The following is a 24889-nucleotide window of genomic DNA, read 5'->3' on the forward strand; positions in this document are numbered from 1 at the left end:
TCTCCCCGTCCTCTCCCTGTCCTCTTCCCGTCCTCGCTCCGTTTGTGGGTCAGTTCGTGTTGTGGGTCAGTTCGTGGTGGCGGCTCCCGACGGGCGCTCGTCGGGTTGGTCCGGGTCCACGGAGAAGGCCGTGTCCCCCGCCACCGCCACGATCGCGTCCTTCACCAGCAGCACGCTCGGGAGCCGGTCCTCCGCCGAGGTGCCCGGGTCGTCCAGCTTTTCCGTGCTCCAGATTTCGGTGCCGCCCAGGCGGTCGAGGGCGAGGAGACGGCCGTAGCGGTTGACGAAGTAGAGGTTGTCGTACGTCTTCGACAGGACCGGCGCCGACAGGTTCTCGATCTGGGTGTTCATCTCCCACAGCAGGGCGCCCTTGGCCGCGCTCGTCGCGGTGACGGTTCCGTCGGGGCGGACGAAGTACACGGCATCGCCGACGAGGCTGGGCGTACCACGCGGGGTGGACCTGCCGCGCGAGGTGTTCGACCCACGTGAGGTGTCCGTGCCGCCCGAGGTGTCCGGCAGGGGGATTCGGCTGACGGCGCCGCTGGTGGGGTTCACCCGTAGCAGCTCCTTGTACGGCTCGTCCTGCCCGTTCCTCGACTCGGCCTCCAGGCTCTGCCGTACCGCGAACAGTGGCTGCCCCTCGATCGCGCCGAGCGGCTCCGCCGTCAGGGGCAGCTCGTCGAGTTCGCGCGCCGTGCCGTCGACGGGGTCGAGGCGCACGAAGCCGGCCGGGCCCTTGAAGGGGTCGTCGTCGTTGAAGCAGATGCCGTAGGGGGCGCCGCCCAGGACGGCCGGGGCGCAGGAGGTGCCGACCGACGACTTCGCCGGTGTCTGCCACAGGGCCTTGCCCGTCTTCGCGTCGAGGGCGACGAACTCCCTCCCCTCGTCCGACATGGCCAGGACGCCGCCGCTGAACAGGGCGGCGGGACTGCCCGCGTCGATCTTGCCGGACCAGACCCGTTTTCCGGTGTCGGTGTCGATGGCGACCACCTGCTGGGTCGAGAACACCGTGTCCTCGTTCGGCTGCACGTGTGCGTACACGAGCCCGTCCTGTACGCCGAGAGGGCGCTCGGCGGCCTGCGAGTTGCTGCCGAAGCGCCACTTGATGCGGCCCGAGGCTGCGTCGATCCGGGCGACCGTGAAGCCGGTCCCCGCGCAGTACACGGAGTCGCCGGACTCGGAGGACCCGCCGGGCGCCGACGACCCGCTTGACGCCGACAACCCGCCGCGCACGCAGCCGGATTCCACGGTGTCCACGTTGTTGACCACGGAGTCCTTCGCGGCGCGGGTGAGGTTCACCTGCCAGGGCTGCCAGCCGGTGGGGAGCGCGGCGGCGGGGGTGTCGGAGGCGTCGGCGGATGTGCCCTCGTTGTCCGCGTTCCCCACCTGGGATACCACCACGGCGACGGCCAGGGCCGTACCGGCGGCGATGAGGACGCGGCGTGCACGGCGGCGGGGGCTCCGGCCACCGGAGCCTGGCGCGCTGAGGCCCTTGCCGTCTCCCGGAGCGGTCGGCGCGCCTGGCGCGAACGGGGCCGGGGTCGAGGTCGGGGTGTGGGCTGACGCCGGGGTTGAGGTTGGGACCGGGGTCGGGGGCGGGGTCTGGGCCGGGCCTGAGTCCGAGGCGGGGGCCGGGGCCCAGACCGGGGGCGCGGGCGTGTCCGGCAGGGTCTCGAACAGCCTTTGCAGCTCGGCGAGTTCGGGCCGGACGTAGGGGTTCTTGTCCAGGCAGCGCTCGGTGATGCTCCGCAGGGGCTCCGGGACTCCGTACAGGGTCGGCGCCTCGTGCACCACCTGATAGCCCGTCAAGTACGGGCTGTCGGCGTCGAAGGGACCGTGGCCGGTGGCCGCGTACACCAGCAGCGAGCCGAGCGAGAACACGTCCGAGGCCGCGGTGACGTCCTTGGGCCTGGCGAACTGCTCCGGGGACATGAAGGGCGGGGTGCCCATCAGCCGTCCGGTCACGGTGAGGGCCTGGTTGTCGGCGGCGCGCGAGATACCGAAGTCGATGACGCGCGGCCCGTCCTCGGCCATCAGAACGTTGCTCGGCTTCAGGTCCCGGTGGACCATGCCGGCCTGATGGATGTCCCGCAAGGCCTCGCCGAGCCCCAGGGCCAGCGTGCGCAACGCACGCCCGCCCAACGGCCCGTCCTTGGCCACTATGTCGGACAGCGTGCGGCCGGGGACGTACAGCGTCGCCATCCACGGCTGCTCGGCGTCCGGATCGGCGTCCACGACGGGTGCGGTGAACGCCCCGCTCACCCGGCGGGCCGCGGCGACCTCCTGGCGGAAACGGGCCCGGAACTCCTCGTCCTGCGCGTACTGCGCGTGGATGAGCTTGACCGCGACCTGGCGTCCCGAGGCCGAGCGGGCCAGGTAGACGACCCCCATGCCGCCACTGCCGAGCCGGTCGACGACCGTATAGCCGCCTATCGACCCTGTGGACCCCGATTCCCCGGTGCTCAGCGGCATCGCCGGTCAACCTTCCCAATTCACCCATGACACAAGGCTGTTCACTGGCACCACACTAGCCTCGAAGTTTCGTGACGGTCCGCCGACGGAGTCGGTGGACCGTTTTCGTGCCGTGGGCTGAGGCGGTGCAGGCCGAAGGCCCGAGTGTCGCCTCGGGATGGCGCCGGATTCCACTGCTCCGGGTGTTGGGGTGCTGTCGAAGGGACGGGGAATCTGCTGGTCAGCCAGGGTCGGGCAGTTGGGTGAGCAGGTCGAGGGCTGCGGTGATGTGACCGGTCCAGGGCCAGTGCCGGGCCAGGCGGAGGGTTCGCCGACGGCCGGTGGTCACGAGCTGTCCGGCCGCGGTGAACAGGCGGAGCCGTAGCCGGCGGGGCTCCCAGAGCCTGGCCTTGCCGGTCAGGGCGAGCGTCGACATCCAGGCCAGCAGGTCGAGAGCGATCTGCACGATCTCCAGCCAGATCCGGTTCTGGGCCGTGCGGTGCAGGGGCAGGTTGCGCAGGCCGCTGGCCCGGGCGGCGCGGATGCGGTCCTCGGCCCGGGCCCGCAGCCGGTGACGGAGCTCGAGCCCGGCGATCGGCCGGCCCGAGGTGTTGGTGGCGAAACAGGTCAGCCGCATGCCGTCCGCATCCGTGAGCCGCAACTGGGCCCCGGGGTGCGGTCGTTCCTTTCTGACGATCAGCCGCATACCCTCCGGCCAGCCGTCCAGAACGTCGCCGGTGAGTTCAGCGATCCAGGCGCCGTCGCGGATCCCGCCGTCCGCCTCGACGGCCGCCGTCCAGGCCGATGCCGGAACCTTCAGCACATGCTGGTGGATCGCCTCGGTGATCACCATGCCGACCGAGTAGGACAGCCACCGTCCCCGCTGAGCGAGCCAGGCGACGAAGTCGTGGGTGCCGCCCGCGGAGTCGGTGCGGATCAGGGTCCGGCGCCCGCGCCGGTACTTCTTCGGCAGCTGGGCCAAGGCCAGTTGAGCGGCGGTGATGTGATCGGTGGCCGTGTTCGATCCCGCGTTGCCCGGTCTGAGCAGGGCTGCGACCGGTTCACCCGTGCCGCCCGGTCCGTGGTCGACGAACCCCATCAGCGGGTGGTGGCCGTAGGTTCGCTTCCACGTGGGTGCGGCGTCCTCCTTGTCCGAGTGCGCGATCACCAGCACCCCGTCGAGGTCCACGGTCACCGTCCCGCCCGCATCAGGCGCTTCCCGGTCGGCCAACCGCCAGACACGTCGGCGGACTTCAGCCCGCGCGGCACGGATGGCCCGCAGGGCCTTCTCCCCGGAGGCTGCAAGGGCGTCGATGAGGCGGGAGACCGTCGGATCGGAGGCCACCGGCCCGAACACGGCCGGCTCGGCCCGCAGCATGGCGACATCCGCGAGGCAGTCGCCGCCCAGCGCAACCGCCAGGGCCACGTCCAGCAGGACCTTGCCCGGGTCGTGCACCGCCCGAGCCTTCCGCCACGGCGTCAGCGCCGCTGATATCGCGGTGTCCAGGCCGGCCTTGCGGACGGTCTCGACCAGCAGCACGCCCCCGGCCTGCGAGACCACCGCCCGGCCGCCGCCCTCGATGCGGACACGCGGGTACGACCCGATACGCTTCTTCACCTGGAGAGTGCTTCTTTCCCTGCAGCCAACAGGACCCTAGACAAGTCCCATCGTTGCAGGTCAGGAGCACTCTCCACTTATTTGATCAAGCCTCGGACACTCCACCTCGTGAAAGCGCGAGGCTAGTGCCAGACCGGCGGACGGGCCGGGCGGACCGCCGGGCGAACCGTTCGGGCGGCGGGCCCGTCACGTGTTTCCGTCCGGCGGATCATGCCGGAGACACGGGTCCGGTACCGTCGCCGAGGAAGATGTTCAGCTCGGCGTACAGGGCTTCCGGCAAGTGCGGGAGGCAACGGTGACCAAGCTCCCACGGCGGTGGTGGCCGCGGGCGGGCTCATCGGCAGGTGCTTTCAGGCGTCGCCGACGGCCCTGGTGACGGCCTGGCAGGTGATCCGCGATGTGGGCACCAGTGCTGTCGGCGGCCGTCGTCAGTTCGGGGTCCGCCAGTAGACCAGCCCCAAGCTGCCGGTCGGCGTTGGAGCCGCAAGGTGCTCTACGACGAACTGCCCGTCCTGGGCCGTCCAACTTGCCGGTGCGGCTGTGAAGGTCATCCCCGTATGCCTGGAGACGTTGAACGACGACCAATCGTGCGCGGGTGACCATGTGAGCACCTGCACATCTTCGCGTGTGCTCACCCCTGCGAGTTTCTCTACCACCAGGTTGGTGCGAAGCCCCGGTCGGTCCAACTGCCAACTTGTGAGCCCGCCGACCATGGTCAGCCCGGAGGCCGTAGAAGTGTCCACTGCGAACCAGCCGGTCTGCGGCGCCGGCGAGGTGAAGACGATCACGTCGGCGTCGGCGTCGACGCCGGCAAGACGCACCATGGCCTCGGAAGGGCCCTCGGGCACCTGCCAGGAGGTGAGTGGCGCACCCGGGGCGAGGGTCCGGCCAGTCAGCGCGGAGACATCCACTGCCCGCCAGCCGTCCTGCGGCGACCCGGAGAACACGATCACGTTTCCGTTGAGATCTACGCCGGCGAGATAGGCGATGCTGGAGAGACCGGCGTCTACTTGCCCGGCGGTGAGTGGCGCGCCCGGGGCGAGGGTCCGGCCAGTCAGCGCGGAGACATCCACTGCCCGCCAGTCGACCTGCGGCGACCCGGAGAACACGATCACGCTTCCGTTGTCATCTACGCCAGCGAGGTACTCGGCGACAGAAGGGCCGCCTGGCACCGGCCAGAGGGTCTGCACCCACCAGGAGGCGAGAGCCGCTCCGGGCGCGAAGGCCAGACCGGAGGGCGCAGAGACGTCCATGGCCGACCAGTTGGGCGCCGGCGACGAGTAGAACAGGACCACGTTGCCGTTGGCATCGACGCCGCCAAGACGTTCAGCAACAGACGACCCGTCAGGCACCTGCCAGGAGGTGAGTGCCGCGCCTGTCGCGAGGGTTCGGCCAGCGAGCGCGGAGACGTCCACTGCCCGCCAGTCGACCTGCGGCGACCTGGCGAACTCGACCACGGCGCCATTGGCATCGACGCCACCAAGGTGCTCGACGACCGTGGGCCCGTCGGTCGTCTGCCAGGCAGTGACGGGACCATGGACCGTTCTGCCCGTGATCGCGGTGACATCGACGGTGTCGAGACCGGACAGGACAGAGATCACGTTCTCGGTGATCCTCGTGATGGCCGCGTCCTGTCCGCCGGCAGCAACGCGCGGCCACTCAGTGGTTGCCGCGGTGAAGACGGTGCCGTTGTTCGCGTAGATTCCCATCGTCGCCGCATGCGGACTCGTTGCTGTGGGCTCACGGTCGGGGAGATCGTCCCATCGGGAACTCAGCAGCCCCAGGCCGAGGACGGCGAAACTCTGTGGCGTCTGGTCGCGAGTGGTCGGAATCGCGCGACCTGCGTTGTCGTACTGGAACTGCGTGCCATCGCATTCGTAACCGACTACGGGCGGCGCCACCGAATTGCCGATGACCTGCCCATCGTAGAGCGAGGTCCCATCGAACACCCAGTGATCGGCGAACTGAATGGTGTATCCGACTTGGTCCCGTTTACCGCTGTACCATCCGCCGCCGTTGCGATAGCTCACTCCGGTCATGGAATTCTCCGGTGCGGGCGGGGAACCATTCCACCACAGAGGCCCATCGAAGGGCTTCACCATCGCCGTGTCACCGTCGACAAGAAATACCCGCGACCAACAGGTATTACCACTGAAGAATGCCACGTTGCCACCCGAGGCGATAAATTCCTCGACATTCGACCGCATCGGCTCGCTCCAGTACTCGTCGTGCCCGACACTCAGAAGCAGCCTGTAGTTGTGCAGTAGAGCGGGATCGACGTGGATGTCGAGATCGGTACAGTAGTCGACGCCATAGCCCTGCGCCTCCAGCCAGGCGATAAAAGGCGCATCCCAGTACACGAAGGTCGCGGGGTAGAGACTTTGGTCGTAATAATCGCGAGTCGGGAAGGCCAGGTCCCCTCCTGTGCCACTGCCGGGTCGCAGCAGCGTCACTTTGGCTCCGGGCGGATCGGGGGGTGTCGACGGAAGCACAGAAACATAGAAGGCCCCACCACCAGTGATGTTGTACGCGTGGTATGTGAAGACAGGGACCTTGTAGAGGATCGTATTATTGCCCGGAGTAACACTCTGCAGCACAAACAAAATCTGACCGTTAAAATCGAAGAGCGAGTCCGGTTGGACGACTGGGGGTGGATTTCCGTTACCATCCCATTCGACGATGACGGCCACATAAACCCCCGACTGCCAGGTGTCGGGTACGTCGAAGGTGAATACACTCCATCCGAAGTCGACGTTCGCCGCAGGTGCCCCGGCCGGTACGGGACCCGTGAACCACGGTGAACTCCCGAAAAAGTCGACTGAAGCACCCTGTCGAAAGAAGTCGAACCGGAACATCGCCGCATCACTTGCGACATGGAGCTCCAGTGTCGCGCCGGGCAGGGCGCTCGGAGCCTGCGGGTAGCCTCTGGCCATCAGCCTTCCTCGACCTGTGGACTGTCATCCGTCTCAGATTTTCCGGGCCGACGAGTACGTGGCTCTCCAGAGGCGGCATGCCATCATGACTACCCAGACTTCTTCTGGGTGCCCCCGACGGGGGCCTTTAGTCGCTCATTCGGCTTATGGCTTGTGGCTTGCGGCTTGTTGTCACCCAGCCTTGGCCAGTATTCGGTCCACTGGCGTAAGGGGGAAAACGGGGCGAAGTTGGCCCTCGGCTCGGCGCGGGCGTTGCGGCAGCAGAAGCAGGCGGCCATGGCGGCGTGAGCGATGGGCGGCACATCGATTACTCGGCCAACTATCCGAAACGCGCCACTAGTTCATCCCCGCGGCCATGACTCCGTCCCTGCCCGCCGACTCCCGGGTCCGGAACGCCCGCCGGTATGCCTGCGGGCTGATCCCCACCACGCGTTTGAAGCGGTCGCGGAACGCCGTCGGGGAGCCGAAGCCCGCCTGGTGGGCGACGCGTTCGACGGCGTGGTCGGTGTTCTCCAGGAGGTACTGGGCGCGGCGGACCCGGGCCCGGTGCAACCACTGCAACGGCGTCGTCCCCGTCTGTTCGCGGAAACGGCGGTTGAGCGTACGGGAACTGGTGCCCGCGTGGGCCGCGATGTCGTCGAGGGTGAGGTCCCGTTCCGCGTTCTCCTCCATCCAGCTCAGCAGCGGCTCCAGCGTCGCGCCGGCCGGGGCGGGCGGCTGGGTGTGGACGATGAACTGGGCCTGGCCGCCCTCCCGTTCGAGCGGCACGACCGACATGCGGGCCGCGTGCGCGGCGACCGCCGAACCGTAGTCCATGCGGATCATGTGCAGGCACATGTCCATCGCCGCGGCGGCGCCGGCCGAGGTGAGGAACTGGCCGTTGTCGACGTAGAGGACGTTCGGGTCGACGGTCACCTTCGGGTACATGGCCGCCAGGTCGGCGGCGGCGATCCAGTGCGTGGTGGCGCGTTGTCCGTCCAGCAGACCGGTGGCGGCGAAGATGAACGCGCCGACGCAGATCGAGGCGATGCGCGTGCCGTTCGCCGCCGCCTCGCACACGGCCTCGGCGACGCCCGGGGGAAGCGGGACCGTCGGGTCGGCCGTGCCCGGCAGGATGATCGTGTCCGCCTCGGCCAGTGCGTCCAGTCCGTGGGGGGCGCGTACGGTGAACGGCCCCGCGCTCACTTCCTCGGCCGGTGAGCAGACCCGGACGCGGTAGGGCGTGCGGCCGTCCGGAAGCCGGGCCCAGTTGAAGGTGTCGATCGGGGCGGAGAGATCGAACGGGATGACATGGTCCAGCGCCAGTACGGCCACGGTGTGCATGACTGGAGCGTAATGGCGAATGTTCGGGTATGCGCCGGGTTCTCGCCAGGGGCGGCCCTGGTGCCGACGCCGGGAGTCGATACCGGGTGTCGATACCGAGTGTCGACACCGGGTGTCGACGGGTGGGTCTCGGCTTTCGCGCACCCGGCGTCTCCTGCCCGCCCCAGCCCCATCCGCCTTGTCCCCGTGGGCTCCCGCCCCGGCCGGACGGCACTTGGCAAGAATCCGTTGAACCCTGGCAATCTCGCCGCTTCCGTGTGCCGCCGACGTCTTCTACCGTCGCCCCGTGACCAAGCTCCTTCTCTCCCTCCACGTCATCGCCGCCATCGTCGCCATCGGGCCCGTCACCGTCGCTGCCAGCATGTTCCCGCCGAGTGCACGTCAGGCGCTGGCCGAGCCCGGAAGCGAGCGGGCCGTCTCCAACGCGCGACTGCTGCACCGGATCTGCCGGGTGTACGCGGGGCTCGGCATCGCCGTGCCCGTGTTCGGGCTGGCCACGGCGGGGGCCATGGGGGTGATGGGGGACCCCTGGCTGATCGTGTCGATCGCGCTGACGGTGATCGCGGCGATCGTGCTGGTGGTGCTGGTGCTGCCCCGGCAGGAGGAGATCCTCGACGGGCTGGGGGACACCACCACGACCGGTGCCGGTACCGACGTCGGTACCGGCGCCGACCCCGTTCCCGCGCGTACGGCCACCCTCACCAACCCCAAGGCAACCGTTCAGCTGGCCATGTTCACCGGGATCTTCAACCTGCTCTGGGCCGTGGTCACCATCCTCATGATCGTGCGGCCCGGCTCCACCACGGGTGCCTGACCGCACGACCGCCACCCGTTCGGGAGGCACCGGCTGCATCGGCTCATGACCGTTGTGCCCCGGTCACCCAGCCGTCCTCGACCGCCTCGGCCCGGAACCGCCGTGCCACGGAGGCCGCGACCAGTACGCCCGCCGCCATCACGAGCGTGAAGAAGGCCCAGGTCAGCGGCCAGACCTCGGCGTCCGGGGGTTCCGGGTGGCTGCGGAATGAGACGTACATCAGCGTGGCCGGCGGTACCGCGACCACGAGGAGCGGCCAGGCCAGGGCGTCCCGGTGGCCGAAGTAGGCGGCCAGGGCGATCAGGACGACGCCGAGGACCGCGAGGCCGGGACCGGCCACCGGTGTCGTCTCGCTGAGGGAGCCCGGGAACTCGACGCGGTTGCGCAGGTCCCACGGGAGACAGAGCAGATACACGGCCATGGCCGCGGCGGCGCCGAGCAGACGGGTCAGCCAGCGTTCCGGCCAGGGGCGCGTGCGCAAGGGGCGGAGCAGCTTCTCGGTCATGCGTACGAGGGTGCCGGGCGCCGGGGGCGGCCCGACAGAGTACGCGTACTCAGACACAAGTACTCAGACCTACTCAGACGCGCTTGGCCGCGCCTGGCCGTGTTTGGCCGTGTTTAGAGGTGCCTGGCCATGCCTATCCGCACCTGGCCGTGCTCGGCCTACGCTCCGATCGCCCGCGACACCGTGTAGATCAGCAGCCCGGCCAGCGAGCCCACCACCGTGCCGTTGATGCGGATGAACTGCAGGTCACGGCCGATGTGCGCCTCGATCTTCCGCGTCGTGTGCTCGGCGTCCCAGCTCGCGACCGTGTCCGTGATGAGGGAGGTGATCTCGCGCCGGTACGTGGTGACGACGTACACGGCGGCGCCCTCGACCCAGCGGTCGACCTTGCCCTGGATCTTCTCCTCGCCGGCCATCCGGGCGCCGAGCGACAGCAGCGAGGCCCGTACGCGCAGGCGCAGCTCGCTGCGCTCGTCCTCGGCGGCGGACACGATCATGGACCGTACGGCCGTCCAGGCGGACGCGATGAGGTCCTGTACCTCGCCCCGGCCCAGCACCTCGCCCTTGAGCCGCTCCACACGGGCCCGGGTCTCCGTGTCGGACTGGAGGTCGGAGGCGAAGTCGGTGAGGAAACGGTCGAGGGCACCACGGGCGGGATGCGTGGGCGAGTCGCGCATCTCGGTGACGAAGCGGAGCAGCTCCTTGTAGACACGTTCGCCGACCTTCTTGTCGACGAAGCGGGGGGTCCAGCCGGGGGCGCCGCCCTGTACGGCGTCCATGACCTGCTCGTCGTGCAGCACGAGCCAGTCATGAGCGCGGATGACGACCAGGTCCACGACCCGCCTGTGCCCCCCGTCGGCGACGACCTTCTCCAGCATCTTGCCGATGCCGGGCGCGATCTCCTGGGCGTCGGCGCGGCGGGTGATGGCCTCGCCGACCACCGCCTGGACGTCCGAGTCGCGCAGCACGGTCAGGGCGCCGCGCAGCGCGGTGGCGAGCTCGGCGGTGACACGGTCGGCGTGGTCCGGTACGGCCAGCCAGGCGCCGAGGCGGCTCGCTATGCCCACGGCGCGCAGCCGCTGCCGTACCACGTCCTGCGAGAGGAAGTTCTCCCCCACGAACTCGCCCAGCGACACCCCTAGCTGGTCCTTCTTGTTCGGGATGATCGCGGTGTGCGGGATGGGCAGGCCGAGGGGGTGGCGGAACAGTGCCGTGACGGCGAACCAGTCGGCCAGGGCGCCGACCATCCCGGCCTCGGCGGCCGCGGCCACGTACCCGGCCCAGACTCCGGCGCCCTCGTGCGAGGCCCACTTCGCGAGCACGTACACGAGCGCCACGAAGAGCAGCAGCCCCGTCGCCGTGATCTTCATCCGCCGGACGCCCCTGCGCTTCTCCTCGTCGGCGGGGCTGAAGGCGGTCATCGAGCGGTAGGTGGGGGCAGCGGCGGGGGGCTTGACGGAGAAGGCGGTGTCGCCCTCGCCCGAGACCGCTCCGCTCCCGGAGACGGCCCCACTCCCGGAGACGGCCCCACTCCCGGAGCTCGCTCCCTTCGCGAGAGCTGCCCCGTCGCCGGACAGAGCTCCCTCGGACAGAGCCCCCTCGGGCAGGGAACCCTCGGGCAGGGAACCCTCGGGCAGGGAGCGCCTGCCCTCTTGGTGTGGCATGTTCGGATTCGTGCGGTTCATTCACTCCACCCGTTCGTGTCCCCCGTACCCCATTGTCCCTTCCCGGCCCCGCTCAGCGACCATGTGGCCGTTGTGTGACCTTTTCCTGAACGACTCCTGGAACGGAACAGGAGTTCCCGGCGTCTGTCCGGTCGGGGGAATCGACGGGGGTTCTGGCGAGTCTCCCCTGCCCCATGACGCATCATGGGGTGATCACATCGGAGCCTCGGGCTCCCTTCGCCCGAGGAGACACGCACCGCATGACCAGGCGCCACGGTTATGCCTTGCTCGCTGCGATCTGCGCATTGGTCGTGGCCGTCTCGGCGGCCATATACGTCGGCGTCGGCTTCGACGACGGCCGCGAGACGGAGAAGACGTTCACCGGCAGCCGCACCCCGCACAACTCGGCGGCCCCCGCCTCGACCGGCACCTGGGTCGGCTCCTGGTCCGCCTCCCCGGTCGGCGGCGAACCCGGTACGGAGCGGAACGGCCTCGCGGGCCGCTCCATCCGCAACGTCGTCCACACCGGCACCGGCGGTACGAGCGCCCGCGTCACGCTGTCCAACCTCTACGGCCAGCAGCCGCTCACCGTGACGCACGCCTCCCTCGCGGTGGCCGCCACCGCGAACAACCCGGCCGCAGCGGCCGACACCATGCGCCGCCTCACCTTCGGCGGCAACCCCTCGGTCGTCATCCCTCCGGGCCGGCAGGTCCTGAGTGATGTCGTACGCGTCGCGGTGCCGCCGAACACCGACGTGCTCGTGACCACGTACTCCCCCACCCCGTCCGGCCCGGTCACCTACCACCCGCAGGCCCGCCAGATCTCGTACACGGCCGAGGGCGACCGCACGGAGGACGTCACCGGGGAGCCCTACACCACACAGACCATGTACTGGCGCTACGTCACCGCGCTGGACGTGCTCAGCAACGAGTCGGACGGCACGGTCGTCGTGGTCGGCGACTCGCTCACCGACGGCGTGACCTCGACCGTGAACGCCAACCGTCGCTGGACGGACGTCCTGTCCCAGCGGCTGCGCGACGCCGCGGGCTCCGCCGACGTGCCGCGCTACAGCGTGGTCAACCAGGGCATCAGCGGCAACCAGGTCCTCGCCAACGGCCTCGGCCGCCCCGCCGAGAACCCGAGCGGCCTGTCCCGCTTCGAGCGGGACGTGCTCGGCCGTACGGGTGTCCGGGTCGTCGTCATCGACCTCGGCGTCAACGACATCCTGCGCAACCCGCGGCAGGTGGACCCCGACACGATCGTCGACGGGCTGCGCAAGCTGGTCGCCCAGGCCCATGCCCGCGGGCTGCGCGTCGTCGGCGCGACGCTCATGCCCTTCCAGGGCCACCGCGGCTACCGCGACGACCGCGAGGCCGTACGGCAGGCCGTGAACGCCCAGATCCGCGCGGGCCGCGTCTACGACGCGGTGGTGGACTTCGACCAGGCGCTCCGCGACCCGTACAACCCGCGCCGGCTGCGGTCCGACTACGACTCGGGCGACCATCTCCACCCCAGTGACAAGGGGTACGCGCGGATGGGGGACGTCTTCGACCTGGAGAGCCTGAAGGGCGCGGCCCCGGCGGAGCTCTGAGAGCCGTACGGCCGTACGGGTGACGGCCGCACAGGTGACAGCCATACGGGCGTACGGGTGTACGGGTGTACAGCCAGTTCGGTCAGCTCGGCCAGTTCGGTCAGCTCGGCCAGTTCGGCTCGGCCGGTTCGGTCGAGGCCCCGGGGCAGGGGCCGCCGGTCAGGCGACTCCGGGTCAGTAGTCCCTGCGCCGCCGCTTCTCCCGCTCCTCGCGGCGGGCCTCGCGTTCCTCCCGGCGGGCCTCGCGGTGCTCGTCCAGAGCGTCGCGGACCTGCTCCATCGCCTCGCGGTGGACGTCGCGCAGGTCGTGCAGGTGATCGTGGGGTGAGGCGCGCAGTTCCTTGCGCGCCTGTCCGCGCTCCAGCCTCTCCTGGCGGCGGGCCGCCTTCAGGCGCTGCCGCTCCGCCTTGGTCAGCTTGCGCTCGACGCCGACGCCGCCCCAGAAGGCGAACCCGGTGACGATCACGCGGGGCGCGCCGGGGTCGCCCGGGACGCCCTCCTCACGGTGGTCGAAGCCGCCCATGATGCCGATCCCGCGGACCTCGACCTCGACGCCGGGCGGCACGATGACCTGCATGCCGCCCATGATCGCCACGCAGTTGACGGTCACCTCGCGGTCGGCGAAGTTCGCCTCGCGCAGGTCGATGACGCCGCCGCCCCAGAACGCGAAGGAGTTGAACCGCCGGGGCACGGTCCAGCGGCCCTTGCGTTCGAAGCCCGACATGACCGCCACACCCCAGGTGGACGACCCCTCGCCGCCGACGATCCGCCCGGCCCAACTCCCCGGCTCCGCAGGCTCCTTGACCATCGACACCGACGGCGGCGCCACGGAGCCCTGCCCCGGCAGGTCGCGGGTGATCGGCGTCAGCTCACCGTAGGTACGGGCCTTGTACGTGGCGTCCAGTCGTTCCTCGAACTCCTCCATGTCGAGACGGCCCTCGGCCAGGGCGTCCCGCAGTTGCTCGGCGACTCGTTCGCGGTCGGCGTCCGAGGCCCTCAGGCCGTCGGAGGGCCGGGCCTCGGGACCCTCGGGCCTCGGGGCCCGCGGCGTCAGCCGCTGATCGTCACTTCCCCCAGAAAACTCAGCGTCGGTCATGAGAGCCAGCCTACGAGCAACCGTTCCTCTCGTCGTTGGCCGGCGTTGGCCGAACTCCGCATCCGGGATGTCCCGGACTGCCCCGCGAACGGTCCTCGGGGTCGAAAGGCGCGCTGATCCACCCTCCCTGCGGTCCTCGGCTGCAAGCGCCCCGACGGGTAGCTCTCTCGGCCCGATCCTCTGGTCGGGCGCGAGTCACACCTCGCCGATAACAGGCACTCCGCTGTGACCGACAACCTGAGAACATCACCTACAGGGAGCAGTCACTGACCTACCGTGACCAACAGGCCCGTCAACAGTTGCCAACTCGCCCGCCGGGCTACGAAACCGTCTCCTCCGCCTCGCCCGGACGCCGGGCACGGTCCGCCTGCTCCGCGTACTCCGACTGCTTCGCGTACTCCGCCTGCTCCGCGTACATCGTCGCGATCACGGCCTCGATGTCCGGCTCCCGCACGGACAGGTCCACCAGCGGATACTCCGCCGCGATCCGCGCCACCAGCGGGGCCGCCGACTCCGACGCGGGGAAGGCCAGCCACTGTCGCGGGCCCTCCACCTTCACCACCCGCGCGGGCGCCGCCTCGACCGGGGGCAGCTCCCGCTCCAGGTCGACCACGAGGGTCCGCTCGCTGTCGCCCACCTCGTGCAGTCCGGCGAGCGGACCGTCGTACACGAGGCGCCCGTGGTCGATGACCATGACCCGTCGGCAGACCTGCTCGATGTCCTGGAGGTCGTGCGTGGTGAGCAGCACGGTCGTGCCGCGCTCGGCGTTCAGGTCCCGCAGGTACTCCCGCACCTTCGCCTTGCTGATGACGTCAAGGCCGATGGTGGGCTCGTCCAGGTACAGCACCTCGGGGTCGTGCAGCAGCGCGGCCGCGATGTCGCCGCGCATCCGCTGGCCGAGGGACAACTGGCGTACGGGGACGTCCAACAGGTCTGCCAGTTCGAGGAGTTCGACACAGCGGTCGAGGTTCTCGCGGTACCGGGCGTCCGGGATGCGGTACATGCGGTGCATCAGCCGGTAGGAGTCGATCAGCGGCAGGTCCCACCACAGGGTGGTGCGCTGCCCGAAGACGACGCCGATGCGGTGGGCGAGACGGGTGCGTTCACGGGAGGGGTCGATGCCGGCGACGCGCAGCCGGCCGCCGCTCGGGGTGAGGATGCCGGTGAGCATCTTGATGGTGGTGGACTTCCCGGCGCCGTTCGGGCCGATGTAGCCGACCATCTCGCCGCGCGCCACGGTGAAGGAGATCGAGTCGACCGCCCGCACCTCACGCCGCTCACGTCGCAGGAACCCGGTCTTCTTGCGGACGTCGAAGACCTTCTCGACCCGGTCGAGTTCGATGAAGTGACTGTCCATGCCGTCGCTGTAGCCGGTGTTGCTGGTGTCGCCGGTGCTGCCGGTGCTGTTCAGACCCATGTGCGTACTAACTCCCCGTACTCCGGTACGAACGCAGTCCCGCGCGCCAGGCGAGACCCGCCAGCACGCAGCAGCCCGCCGCCACCAACGGCGGTGCGAAGGCCACCCAGGTCGGCAGGTCCAGCGGATAGGGGCGCCCCAGCACGTACAGCGCGGGCACCCAGTTGACGAAGGCAAGCGGGAGGACGAAGGTCACCCCGCGCACGAGGTCCTTGGCGAAGACGGTCGGCGGGTACTGCAGGAGGGTGGCGCCGCCGTACGTGAAGGAGTTCTGCACCTCGGCCGCGTCCTGCGCGACGAACTGGAAGGCGCCGCCCGCCACGAACACCGCCCCGAAGACCAGCCCTCCGCTGAGCACCATCATCGGGACCATCAGGACCTTGAGCGGCGTCCAGGCGATGTCGAGCACGGCGACGGCGTACCCGAGCACGAACAGCCCCTGCGCGATCCGGCCCAGGCGGCGCAGCGCGAACCTGTCGGCGGCGACCTGGGCGAGCACCGGCGCGGGGCGGACGAGGAGGGTGTCCAGCGTGCCGTCGCGGACGCGGCTCCCGAGCCGGTCCATGGAGCCGATCATCAGGTCGGTGAGCCCGAAGGCGACGCCGACCACCCCGTACAGGAAGGCGATCTCGGGCAGGGTGTAGCCGCCGAGCTCGTCGACCTGGGAGAACATCAGCAGGATCGCGACGAAGTCGAAGGACGTCGCCGCGAGGTTGCCGAAAGCGGTCATGGCGAAGGAGGCGCGGTAGGCCATCGTGGAGCGGATCCACATGGCGGCGATCAAACGGTAGGCGCGCAGCCCTTCGCGAAGGCGGCTGTACGGCCCGTACGACCCGTACGACCCGTACGGCCCCCGCCCGGTCTCAGCCACCCTGGACCACCACCCGCCGTGTCGCCGCCGACTGGACCAGCCGCCCGGCCGCGAGCAGGACGACCGCCCAGGTGGCCTGGAAGGCGAACGTACCCAGCGGGTCCGCCTCCCCCATCAAGACGTCCGCGGGCGCCTGGAGCAGCGCCGACCAGGGCAGGAGGCGGGCGATCTCGCCGAGCGCGCCGGGGAAGACGTTCAGCGGCAGCAGCATCCCGGAGAAGAACACCCCGGTGAGCCAGGTGAGTTGCATCGCACCCGCGCCGTCCAGCAGCCAGAACGCCCACAGCGCGACGATGTAACGGATCGCGAAGCTGACGACCGTCCCCAGAGCGATCGCGACCAGGCAGGCGAGCCACGTCAACGGGTCGGCGGGCAGGGCGAGTTCGAAGAAGAGCGCGCCGCAGACCATGGGGGCGACGCCGCGTCCGAGCAGGTGGAAGAGGGCGCGGCCCGTGTCCGCGGCGAGCCACCACGCCTGGAGATCGGCGGGCCGGTACAGGTCGACCGCGACGTCACCCGTACGGATGCGCTCCATCAACTCGGCTTCGAAGCCGTTGCTGCCCAGGACCATCACCGCGAACATGGCCTGCCCGACCCACACATAGGTGAGGGCCTGGGCCTGGTCGTAGCCGCCGAGTTGGGGCTTCTCGGCCCAGAGGGCGATGTAGGTGTATGCGAGGATGAAGCCGAAGACGGTGTTGGTGAACACCCCTGCCGCGGTGGCCGCCCGATACGTCGCATACCGCCTGAAGCCACCGGCGGCGACAGCGGCGTACAACCGCCCTGTCCCCACGAGGAACCTCCATCCGCTGCGAAGAGTTATGCCGAGAGTGCCGCGAGGCCGGCCGAATCCGATGCCGAGTCAGGTGTCGCGTCCGGTGTCGAATCCGGTGTCACGTCCGGTGTTCGAGGCTGCTTCGGGCCGAAGCGCAGGAGCCTAGTGTGCGGATGGCGAGGCGTGCCACGTGTTTTCCCGGGTCGGCGTGTGCCGCGCACCGGGAACGGAACAGGTGGTGCAACAGTCTTCAGGTGGGGGCGTTGAAGGCGCACGAGGGCGTACGGGAACGTACGACGCGAAACAGGAGCATGGCAGCACCATGAGCGACGAGCCGCAGCCGAAGCAGGACAGCCAGGGCTGGGCACCCAGAGAACCGGAACCGGGCCCCGCCCGGAGCCGGACCCCACAGGAGGGACCGACCACGCCTCCGAACAGCGGCCCCGACAAGGCCCCGAGGGATTCCGGGTCGACTTCGGACGGCCCCGACAGAGCTGCGGACGAGCCGGAGGCGACTCCGGACACCCCCGGCAAGGGTCCGAACAACCCTGCCGACGCTTCAGACGACCCCCAGGAGCCCGACGTGCCCGGCAAGCCCGGCAAGCCCGGCAAGGCTTCGGGCGACTCCGAGCGGTCCTCTGACGGGGAGGACGATGCCTCCGACGGGGCAGCGACCGAGGGTGCCGGTGAGACCCTGGGCAGCGGGTCCGCCAACCCGTCGGAGAGCGGGCAGGTCAAGGCCCCGGGGAACAGCCCCGGCGCACCCCCGCACGCCGACACGGACAAGGGCCCAACCGCGGACAAGGACCCTGACACGGACAAGGCCCCCGGCCCGGACCGGGACCCCAACCCGGACCAGGACCCCGACCCCGCACCCGCATCCGCATCCGCACCCGCACCCGCACCCGCACCCACCAGCCGCACAGGCACGACCGCCACTCCGGCCTCGGCCGGCGGCGCCGGCAAGGTCGCCGGTGCCGACAAGGTCGCCGTCGCCGCGCAGAGCAACGCCCCCGGCGCACCTCTGGACGACAGCACCCGCCAACTCCGCACCATCACCAGCGCCAACGGCCCGGCCGCCGCTGTCGCTGTCGCCGATGGCTCCGGGAAGAAGGCCAAGCGGGTCAAGCGCAAACGCACCGGGTGGCGGCGGCTCTTTCCCACCTGGCGGATGGTGCTCGGGACCTTCGTGCTCGGGATCCTGCTGCTGGCCGGGCTGTTCGTGCTGGGCTACAACATGGTCCACATCCCGGAGGCGAACGCCGCCGCGACCAAGCAGAGCAACGTCTTCCTGTACGCGGACGGCAGCCAGCTGGCCCGCGACGGCGAGGTCAACCGCGAGAACGTGACGCTGGCGCGGATCTCCAAGCCGGCCCAGCACGCCGTACTGGCCGCCGAGGACCGCGACTTCTACACCGAGCCGGCCATCGACCCCAAGGCGATGCTCCGCGCCGCCTGGAACACGGCGGCCGGCAAGGGCAAGCAGTCCGGCTCGACGATCACGCAGCAGTACGTGAAGAACTACTACCTGGCGCAGGAACAGACCGTCACCCGCAAGGTGAAGGAGTTCTTCATCGCGATCAAGCTGGACCGTGAGGAGACCAAGGCCGACATACTGGAGGGCTACCTCAACACCAGCTACTTCGGCCGCAACGCGTACGGCATCCAGGCCGCCGCCCAGGCGTACTACGGCGTCGACGCCGACGAGCTCACGGCCGGACAGGGCGCGTACCTGGCGTCGCTGCTGAACGCGCCGAGCGAGTTCGACGTCGTCGCGTACCCCGAGAACAAGGACGCGGCCGTCGCCCGCTGGAACTACGTCCTCGACGGCATGGTCAAGGAGGGCTGGCTGTCGGAGTCGGCGCGGGCGAAGACCACGTTCCCGACGCCGAAGCAGACGGTGGTCTCGGCGGGCATGTCCGGCCAGCGCGGCTACCTCGTCGAGGCGGTCAAGCAGTACCTGTACGACAGCAAGGTCATCGACGAGGACACTCTGCGGACCGGCGGCCACCGCATCACGACCACCCTGCAGAAGAGCAAGCAGGACGCCTTCGTGAAGGCGGTCGACGACCAGGTCATGGACAAGCTCGACAAGAAGAACCGTGCGGTCGACAAGTACGTCCGTGTGGGCGGCGTCTCGATAGACCCGAAGTCGGGCAAGGTGCTCGCCATGTACGGCGGCATCGACTTCACTCAGCAGTACTACAACAACGCGACGCGCCGCGACTACCAGGTGGGCTCGACGTTCAAGCCGTTCGTGTTCACCTCCGCCGTCCAGAACAACTCGGCCACCCAGGGCGGCACCCCGATCACCCCGAACACGGTCTACGACGGTTCCAACGTGCGCCCCGTCCAGGGCTGGAGCGGCGGCGCGTACGCCCCCGAGAACGAGGACCAGGTCTCCTACGGCAACGTCACGGTCCGCCAGGCCACCGACAAGTCCGTGAACTCGGTGTACGCGCAGATGGCCGTCGACGTCGGCCCCCAGCGGGTCGAGCAGACCGCCGTCGACCTCGGCGTCCCGGAGTCCACCCCGGACATGGCGCCGTACCCGTCCATCGCCCTCGGCACGGCCACCGCGAGCGTGCTGGACATGGCGGAGGCGTACGCGACGCTCGCCAACCACGGCAGGCACGGCACGTACACGCTCGTCAACAAGATCACCAAGGACGGCGAGGAGATCGGCCTGCCCAAGCAGAACGTCGAGCAGGCCGTCACCCGCGAGGCCGCCGACACGACCACGGCGGTCCTGCAGTCCGTCGTGAACAGCGGCACGGCCACGGCCGCGCAGGCGGCGGGCCGCCCGGCGGCCGGCAAGACGGGTACGGCCGAGGAGGACAAGGCGGCCTGGTTCGCCGGCTACACGCCCGACCTCGCCACCGTGGTCGCCGTCATGGGCCAGGACCCCGACACCGGCGAGCACAAGCCGCTGTACGGCGCCATGGGCCTGCCCCGCATCAACGGCGGTGGCGCACCCGCGGAGATCTGGGCCCAGTTCACCAAGACGGCGCTCAAGGGCACTCCGGTGACGGACTTCGACCTGGAGCTCCAGGAGGGTGCCGACGAAGTCGTGATCCCGCCCGGCGAGGACACCGACGAGCCGAGCGAGCCCGGCAAGGGCGACGAGGACAACGGCGACGGCTCCCCCACCGGCGACGAGGACACCGAGGGCGACACGGCCGGCCAGGGCCAGGACAGCGGCGGCCAGACCGGCGGCACCCCCACCACCGACGGAGGCACCACCGCCGGCGGCGATCCCACTGACGGAGGCGCCACCGGCTCCCCGCCCACGGGCGACGTCGGAGGCGGAGGCGGCACCGGCACCGCGAACGGCGGCACCGGCGACAGCGGAGGCACGGGCGACGTCGGAGGCGGGGGCGGAGGCGGCACCGGCCCCGGCACCGCGAACGGCGGCACGGGCGCCGACGGAGGCGCGGGCCCCGCCGTGAGCTTCTAGCGCCCGCCTGTGCCCGGAGGCTGCCCGGAGCTCAGCCTCCGGGCACAGGCATCCGGGACACATGGACACACAGAAGGGGCTGGCGACCATGGTCACCAGCCCCTTCTCCGTACGTGGATTACCTGGAAGAACCGGCCCTCGCCGGGGTACACCCTCAGGGCACCCTCAGAGGTACAGCCCCGTCGAGTCCTCGGAGCCCTCGAACCGGTCGGCCGCCACGGCGTGCAGGTCCCGCTCGCGCATCAGCACGTACGCGGTGCCCCGGACCTCGACCTCGGCGCGGTCCTCGGGGTCGTACAGCACACGGTCGCCGGGCTCCACGGTCCGTACGTTCTGTCCGACCGCGACGACCTCGGCCCAGGCCAGGCGCTTGCCGACAGCCGCCGTCGCCGGAATCAGGATGCCCCCGCCGGAGCGCCGCTCGCCCTCGGCGGTGTCCTGCCGCACGAGCACACGGTCGTGCAGCATCCGGATGGGCAACTTGTCGTGGTGGGTCTTCTCGCTCACACCCCGAACCTACCTGCCTTCGCGCGGATCGTACGCAGTAGGGGCCGTCGTAGGGGCCGACCTCGGACGATCAGCCCCTGCGGCGCCGGGTGCCGAGGGCGAGCAGCCCGACGACTCCGACCACGACGAGGGCGACCGGCACGATGCGTTCGAGCCGGGGCGCGCCGTCCTCGCGCACCAGCTGCCCCTTGACGTCGGTGACCACGCGGTTGACGCCGACGTAGGCCCGCCCGAGCGTGTGGTCGATGTTCGAGACGACCTTGGCCTTGGCGTCGCCGACGATGGTCTTCGGGTGCACCCGGGCGCCGATCTCGTCGAGCGTCTCGGCCAGCATCTCGCGGCGGGCCTTGATGTCCGCCTCGATCTGCGCCGGGGTTCTGGTGTCCGAGGTGTCCGCCACCGCGCTGCCTCCGTGTCGCCGCATCCACCTGCGGGGCTCAAGCCCGCGGGCCTCTCACGGACAGTCTGTCAGCTCGGCAGAGCGCCACAGTGTCAGGACCCCCTATTACGCTCGGGTTCGACACCAGTGTCCGCACCTGTATCTGTCTTGCGTACGAGGAGACCAGTCCGATGAGCGAGCGACTCCAGCCCGGCGACACCGCCCCCGCCTTCACCCTGCCGGACGCCGACGGCAAGGAGGTGTCGCTGGCCGACCACAAGGGCCGCAAGGTCATCGTCTACTTCTACCCAGCCGCCCTGACCCCCGGCTGCACGAAGCAGGCCTGCGACTTCACGGACAACCTGGAGCTCCTCGCGGGCGCCGGTTACGACGTCATCGGCATCTCCCCCGACAAGCCCGAGAAGCTGGCGAAGTTCCGCGAGAAGGAAAACCTCGAGGTCACGCTGCTGGCGGACCCGGACAAGAAGGTCCTCGACGCCTACGGCGCCTTCGGCGAGAAGATGAACTACGGCAAGACGTACATGGGTGTCATCCGCTCCACGATCGTCGTGGACGAGCAGGGCAAGGTCGAACGGGCCCTGTACAACGTGCGGGCGACCGGCCACGTAGCGAAGATCATCAAGGATCTGGGGATCTGAGGGAGCGCTGTTCCCGCGGAGCGGGGCCCAACTGCCACGCCACCACGACCACCTGGTCCGGAGGAGGCCGCCGGCGGTACGCGTGGGCGAGAACCACTCGACCGGTAGCATGTCGCTGCGCGGCCGTGGCGAAATGGCATACGCGAGGGCCTTAGGAGCCCTTGGGCGAGAGCCCGTGTGGGTTCGAATCCCACCGGCCGCACTTCTTGCGTCCAACGTCGCGGCCGCCGAGTCGGCCGACTGGCGAGTTGGCCGGCCGGCGCGTCAGCCGGCCAACGCATCAGCCGCTCGGCCCACTCCAGCGCGACCCCCGCCGCGGGGGGTGCCTAGCGTTGCGGTGTGAACACGCAGTGGAATCGGCGGCACTTCCTCGGGTCGGCCGCGGGCATAGGTGCGGGAGCCGTCATTGCCGGGTGCACGGCAGGCGGTTCCCCTTCCACCCCGCCCCGCAGCCGTGAGACGGTCCGGGACGAGAACTCCCTGCGGGGCCACCACGACTGGGGACTGGGGCGTCGCGGGGACGATCGTGCGATCGAGGGATACACCGACCGGGTCAGCGTGCTGCCCGGGGAGACGTTCCGGCTGTTCGTGTCCACCACCGGGCGGACCTTCCGCGCCGAGGCGTTCCGGATGGGCTGGTACGCAGGGGCGCAGGCCCGCAGGGTGTGGAAGTCCGGCGATCTGCCGGGGCGCCGGCAGCCGGTGCCGGACGCTTCGGGTGAAACCCGCACGGTGTCGGCGGAGGCCTGGCGGCCGAGTACCCGGATATCCACCGGGGGGTGGCCGGAAGGGTCGTACCTGATACGCCTGACCGCCGACTCGGGCGACCAGCGGTACGTCCCGGTCACGGTGCGGTCCCGGTCCGCGGCGGGGAAGGTCGTGCTGGTGAACGCGGTGACGACCTGGCAGGCGTACAACACCTGGGGAGGCCGCAGCCTGTACCAGGGGCCGGACGGCAAGGGCGACTACGACGGCCGCTCGCTGGCGGTGAGCTGCGACCGCCCGTACGACCACAACGGGGCGCGACTGTTCCTGGTGTACGAGCAGCCCGCCATCGCGCTCGCGGAGAGCCTGGGGCTGCCGCTGGCCTACACCACGAACATGGACCTGGACGCCGATCCCGGCCTGCTGGCCCGAGCCCGCGCGGTCATCTCGCTCGGTCATGACGAGTACTGGACGCCGGCCATGCGGCACCGGGTCACCGCCGCCCGTGACCGGGGGACCAATGTGGCGTTCCTCGGTGCCAACGCCTGCTTCCGCCGTATCCGGATGGAATCCACCGCCCACGGTGACCGGCGGCTGGTGGTCTGCTACAAGACGGACTGGAAGCGGGACCCGTGGTACGGCAGGGACGACGCCGGGGTCACCACCGACTGGCGCGAGCCCCCGCGCGCCGATCCGGAGAACTCCCTGACCGGCACCCTGTACGAGAGCAACGGGACCAGTGCGGTCTACACGGTCGCCGAACCCGGCCACTGGCTGTTCGCGGGGACGGGCGCGACCCGCGCCACCCGGATACCGAACCTGGTCGGCACCGAGTACGACCGGGTGACCGGCGACGCCCATACGCCGCGCCCGATCGAGATCATCGCCCACTCCCCGCTGAAGTGCCGCGGGGTGCGCAGCTACCAGGACTCCGCGTACTACACGGCGGAGAGCGGAGCCGGTGTGTTCAACACGGGCACCATGCGCTGGGTCGAGTCACTGAAGGGCGACGGCGCCCACGGCATCCCCCCGTCCTCGGCCCGTTTCACCCGGCGGGTCACCGCGAACCTGCTGCGGGCCTTCGCCCAGGGCCCGGCGGGCCGCCGCCACAGTGCGCGGGACAACCTGGCCCGGTACGACCCGTTTCCGTCCAACGCGATCTCGCTCCATCGCGACCTGTGGTGACCCGGCGGACTCGGCCCGGCGGGCGAGAGCGGGTCCTCGGCGGCCGTCCCGGTTCAGCCGTGCCAGACGGCGCGGATCTGTTCGGCGTGCTCGGCTGCCTGCCGCCGTCCCTCCCGGGCCGCGCCGGGAATGCGGGGTGCGTCCAGCGGATTGCGGCCGAACGCGCGGCGGGCCGCCCGGTCCGGGACCAGCAGAGCGGCCTGGGCGCCGCCCGCCACCAGGGAGGCCACCTGGTCGGAGGTGCTCGGGCCGGCCCCCGGGCCCTTGGGGATCGGGGCCAGTACGACGACCCGGCGGCAGTCGTGCACCAGGTCGGCGTTGGTCGTGGAGCGCACGCCCCCGTCCATCCAGCGCCCCTCGCCGATCGTGATCGGCGGGAACAGCGGTGGCAGCGCGCAGCTGGCCGACATCGCCCGCACCAGGTCGACCCCGCTGTCGGCGCTGAAACCCTTCGGCTCGCCGGTGAGCGCGTCCAGCGCGAACAGCCGCACCGGCCTCTCCGGCCAGTCCTGAACCGGTAGTTGGGGACCGATGGCGTCGAAGACGTCCGACTCCGACACGTCGCGCACGGCGAGCGCGAGCCTGGCCAGCCGCTTGACCATGGCCTCCGGATCGCGCGTACCGAGCGCGGCCCACAGGTACTTGGCGGTCATGGTGAGGGTGAAGTCCACCTCCAGCATGGCCCGCGTCCGGCTGACCTGTTCCCCGTACAGGTCAGCCGGCGCCGCCCCGGCGGCCAGTTCCACCGCCAGCAGTGAGCCGGCCGACGTGCCCGCGAGCACGTCGGCCCCGCCGAGGTCGAGCCCGGCGTCGGCCAGCCCCGCCAGCATGCCGACCTGCCACGCGTACGCGGTCAGCCCGCCCCCGCCCAATACCAGCGCCGTATCCGCCACGCCTCAGCCTCTCACTAACGGGGACTGGTCCCCGGTTCACAGAGAC

Annotated in this window: 18 protein-coding genes and 1 tRNA gene; 6 read left to right on the plus strand and 13 right to left on the minus strand. The window is 70.2% G+C overall.

Features of this window, described 5'->3' with window-relative positions:
- Positions 1-66 precede the first annotated feature (66 nt).
- The 4 genes from E0500_RS03205 to E0500_RS03220 form a co-directional block, all read right to left on the minus strand.
- On the minus strand, positions 67-2472 hold the full coding sequence (locus E0500_RS03205; RefSeq protein WP_181586850.1) for a serine/threonine-protein kinase: 2406 nt from the start codon (positions 2470-2472) through the stop codon (positions 67-69).
- A 220-nt stretch (positions 2473-2692) separates the two neighbouring features.
- Complete coding sequence (locus E0500_RS03210; protein WP_181586818.1) at positions 2693-4069, minus strand: IS1380 family transposase; 1377 nt, start codon at positions 4067-4069, stop codon at positions 2693-2695.
- 428 nt (positions 4070-4497) lie between these two features.
- The gene (locus E0500_RS03215) at positions 4498-7002 is read right to left on the minus strand and encodes a N,N-dimethylformamidase beta subunit family domain-containing protein (protein WP_131566107.1); all 2505 of its coding nucleotides are present in this window, start codon (positions 7000-7002) and stop codon (positions 4498-4500) included.
- 336 nt (positions 7003-7338) lie between these two features.
- The gene (locus E0500_RS03220; RefSeq protein WP_131566110.1) at positions 7339-8325 is read right to left on the minus strand and encodes a GlxA family transcriptional regulator; all 987 of its coding nucleotides are present in this window, start codon (positions 8323-8325) and stop codon (positions 7339-7341) included.
- A 286-nt stretch (positions 8326-8611) separates the two neighbouring features.
- Between E0500_RS03220 and E0500_RS03225 the strand changes: the two genes are divergently transcribed.
- On the plus strand, positions 8612-9139 hold the full coding sequence (locus E0500_RS03225) for a protease (protein WP_131566113.1): 528 nt from the start codon (positions 8612-8614) through the stop codon (positions 9137-9139).
- A 43-nt stretch (positions 9140-9182) separates the two neighbouring features.
- On the opposite strand, the gene E0500_RS03230 is transcribed toward E0500_RS03225, so the two are convergent.
- The gene (locus tag E0500_RS03230; RefSeq protein ID WP_131566116.1) at positions 9183-9644 is read right to left on the minus strand and encodes a hypothetical protein; all 462 of its coding nucleotides are present in this window, start codon (positions 9642-9644) and stop codon (positions 9183-9185) included.
- A 158-nt stretch (positions 9645-9802) separates the two neighbouring features.
- Positions 9803-11065 (minus strand): DUF445 domain-containing protein, encoded by a 1263-nt coding sequence (locus E0500_RS03235; protein WP_181587205.1) that lies wholly within the window; start codon positions 11063-11065, stop codon positions 9803-9805.
- A 503-nt stretch (positions 11066-11568) separates the two neighbouring features.
- Here E0500_RS03235 and E0500_RS03240 point away from each other — a divergent pair.
- The gene (locus E0500_RS03240; RefSeq protein ID WP_131566121.1) at positions 11569-12900 is read left to right on the plus strand and encodes an SGNH/GDSL hydrolase family protein; all 1332 of its coding nucleotides are present in this window, start codon (positions 11569-11571) and stop codon (positions 12898-12900) included.
- Between the two features lie 174 nt (positions 12901-13074).
- Here the strand turns inward: E0500_RS03240 and E0500_RS03245 are convergent, their stop codons facing one another.
- From E0500_RS03245 to E0500_RS03260, 4 genes are all read right to left on the minus strand, one after another.
- A complete protein-coding gene (locus E0500_RS03245; protein ID WP_131566123.1) occupies positions 13075-13995 on the minus strand; it encodes a DUF1707 domain-containing protein in 921 nt (306 codons plus the stop codon).
- A gap of 319 nt (positions 13996-14314) precedes the next feature.
- Positions 14315-15352 carry an ATP-binding cassette domain-containing protein gene (locus E0500_RS03250; RefSeq protein ID WP_258573094.1) on the minus strand — a complete coding sequence of 346 codons (1038 nt, stop codon included), beginning with the start codon at positions 15350-15352 and terminating at the stop codon, positions 14315-14317.
- 67 nt (positions 15353-15419) lie between these two features.
- The gene (locus tag E0500_RS03255; protein WP_309504869.1) at positions 15420-16283 is read right to left on the minus strand and encodes an ABC transporter permease; all 864 of its coding nucleotides are present in this window, start codon (positions 16281-16283) and stop codon (positions 15420-15422) included.
- On the minus strand, positions 16276-17076 hold the full coding sequence (locus E0500_RS03260; RefSeq protein ID WP_131566126.1) for an ABC-2 family transporter protein: 801 nt from the start codon (positions 17074-17076) through the stop codon (positions 16276-16278). Before E0500_RS03260 ends, E0500_RS03255 begins: the two co-directional genes overlap by 8 nt.
- 1036 nt (positions 17077-18112) lie before the next feature.
- Here E0500_RS03260 and E0500_RS03265 point away from each other — a divergent pair.
- Complete coding sequence (locus E0500_RS03265) at positions 18113-20515, plus strand: transglycosylase domain-containing protein (protein ID WP_309505208.1); 2403 nt, start codon at positions 18113-18115, stop codon at positions 20513-20515.
- Between the two features lie 165 nt (positions 20516-20680).
- Here E0500_RS03265 and E0500_RS03270 read toward each other — a convergent pair whose 3' ends face one another.
- The gene (locus E0500_RS03270; protein ID WP_181586851.1) at positions 20681-21022 is read right to left on the minus strand and encodes a co-chaperone GroES; all 342 of its coding nucleotides are present in this window, start codon (positions 21020-21022) and stop codon (positions 20681-20683) included.
- Between the two features lie 70 nt (positions 21023-21092).
- The gene (locus E0500_RS03275; RefSeq protein WP_131566131.1) at positions 21093-21422 is read right to left on the minus strand and encodes a DUF3618 domain-containing protein; all 330 of its coding nucleotides are present in this window, start codon (positions 21420-21422) and stop codon (positions 21093-21095) included.
- A gap of 170 nt (positions 21423-21592) precedes the next feature.
- Between E0500_RS03275 and bcp the strand changes: the two genes are divergently transcribed.
- From bcp to E0500_RS03290, 3 genes are all read left to right on the plus strand, one after another.
- On the plus strand, positions 21593-22060 hold the full coding sequence (gene bcp, locus E0500_RS03280) for a thioredoxin-dependent thiol peroxidase (protein WP_131566134.1): 468 nt from the start codon (positions 21593-21595) through the stop codon (positions 22058-22060).
- A 119-nt stretch (positions 22061-22179) separates the two neighbouring features.
- Positions 22180-22262, plus strand: a tRNA-Leu gene (locus E0500_RS03285).
- Between the two features lie 137 nt (positions 22263-22399).
- Complete coding sequence (locus E0500_RS03290; protein ID WP_309504870.1) at positions 22400-23950, plus strand: N,N-dimethylformamidase beta subunit family domain-containing protein; 1551 nt, start codon at positions 22400-22402, stop codon at positions 23948-23950.
- A 53-nt stretch (positions 23951-24003) separates the two neighbouring features.
- Here E0500_RS03290 and E0500_RS03295 read toward each other — a convergent pair whose 3' ends face one another.
- Complete coding sequence (locus tag E0500_RS03295) at positions 24004-24843, minus strand: patatin-like phospholipase family protein (protein WP_131566137.1); 840 nt, start codon at positions 24841-24843, stop codon at positions 24004-24006.
- Positions 24844-24889 lie beyond the last annotated feature (46 nt).

It is taken from the genome of Streptomyces sp. KM273126 (assembly GCF_004337435.2).
GTDB lineage: Bacteria > Actinomycetota > Actinomycetes > Streptomycetales > Streptomycetaceae > Streptomyces > Streptomyces acidicola.

Bases quoted from the DNA above. Each gene is read 5' to 3' on its own strand.
- E0500_RS03215 (WP_131566107.1), bottom strand. From the start codon at position 7,002: ATGGCCAGAGGCTACCCGCAGGCTCCGAGCGCCCTGCCCGGCGCGACA.
- bcp (WP_131566134.1), top strand. From the start codon at position 21,593: ATGAGCGAGCGACTCCAGCCCGGCGACACCGCCCCCGCCTTCACCCTG.
- E0500_RS03245 (WP_131566123.1), bottom strand. From the start codon at position 13,995: ATGACCGACGCTGAGTTTTCTGGGGGAAGTGACGATCAGCGGCTGACG.
- E0500_RS03235 (WP_181587205.1), bottom strand. From the start codon at position 11,065: ATGACCGCCTTCAGCCCCGCCGACGAGGAGAAGCGCAGGGGCGTCCGG.
- E0500_RS03220 (WP_131566110.1), bottom strand. From the start codon at position 8,325: ATGCACACCGTGGCCGTACTGGCGCTGGACCATGTCATCCCGTTCGAT.
- E0500_RS03250 (WP_258573094.1), bottom strand. From the start codon at position 15,352: ATGGACAGTCACTTCATCGAACTCGACCGGGTCGAGAAGGTCTTCGAC.
- E0500_RS03205 (WP_181586850.1), bottom strand. From the start codon at position 2,472: ATGCCGCTGAGCACCGGGGAATCGGGGTCCACAGGGTCGATAGGCGGC.
- E0500_RS03240 (WP_131566121.1), top strand. From the start codon at position 11,569: ATGACCAGGCGCCACGGTTATGCCTTGCTCGCTGCGATCTGCGCATTG.
- E0500_RS03230 (WP_131566116.1), bottom strand. From the start codon at position 9,644: ATGACCGAGAAGCTGCTCCGCCCCTTGCGCACGCGCCCCTGGCCGGAA.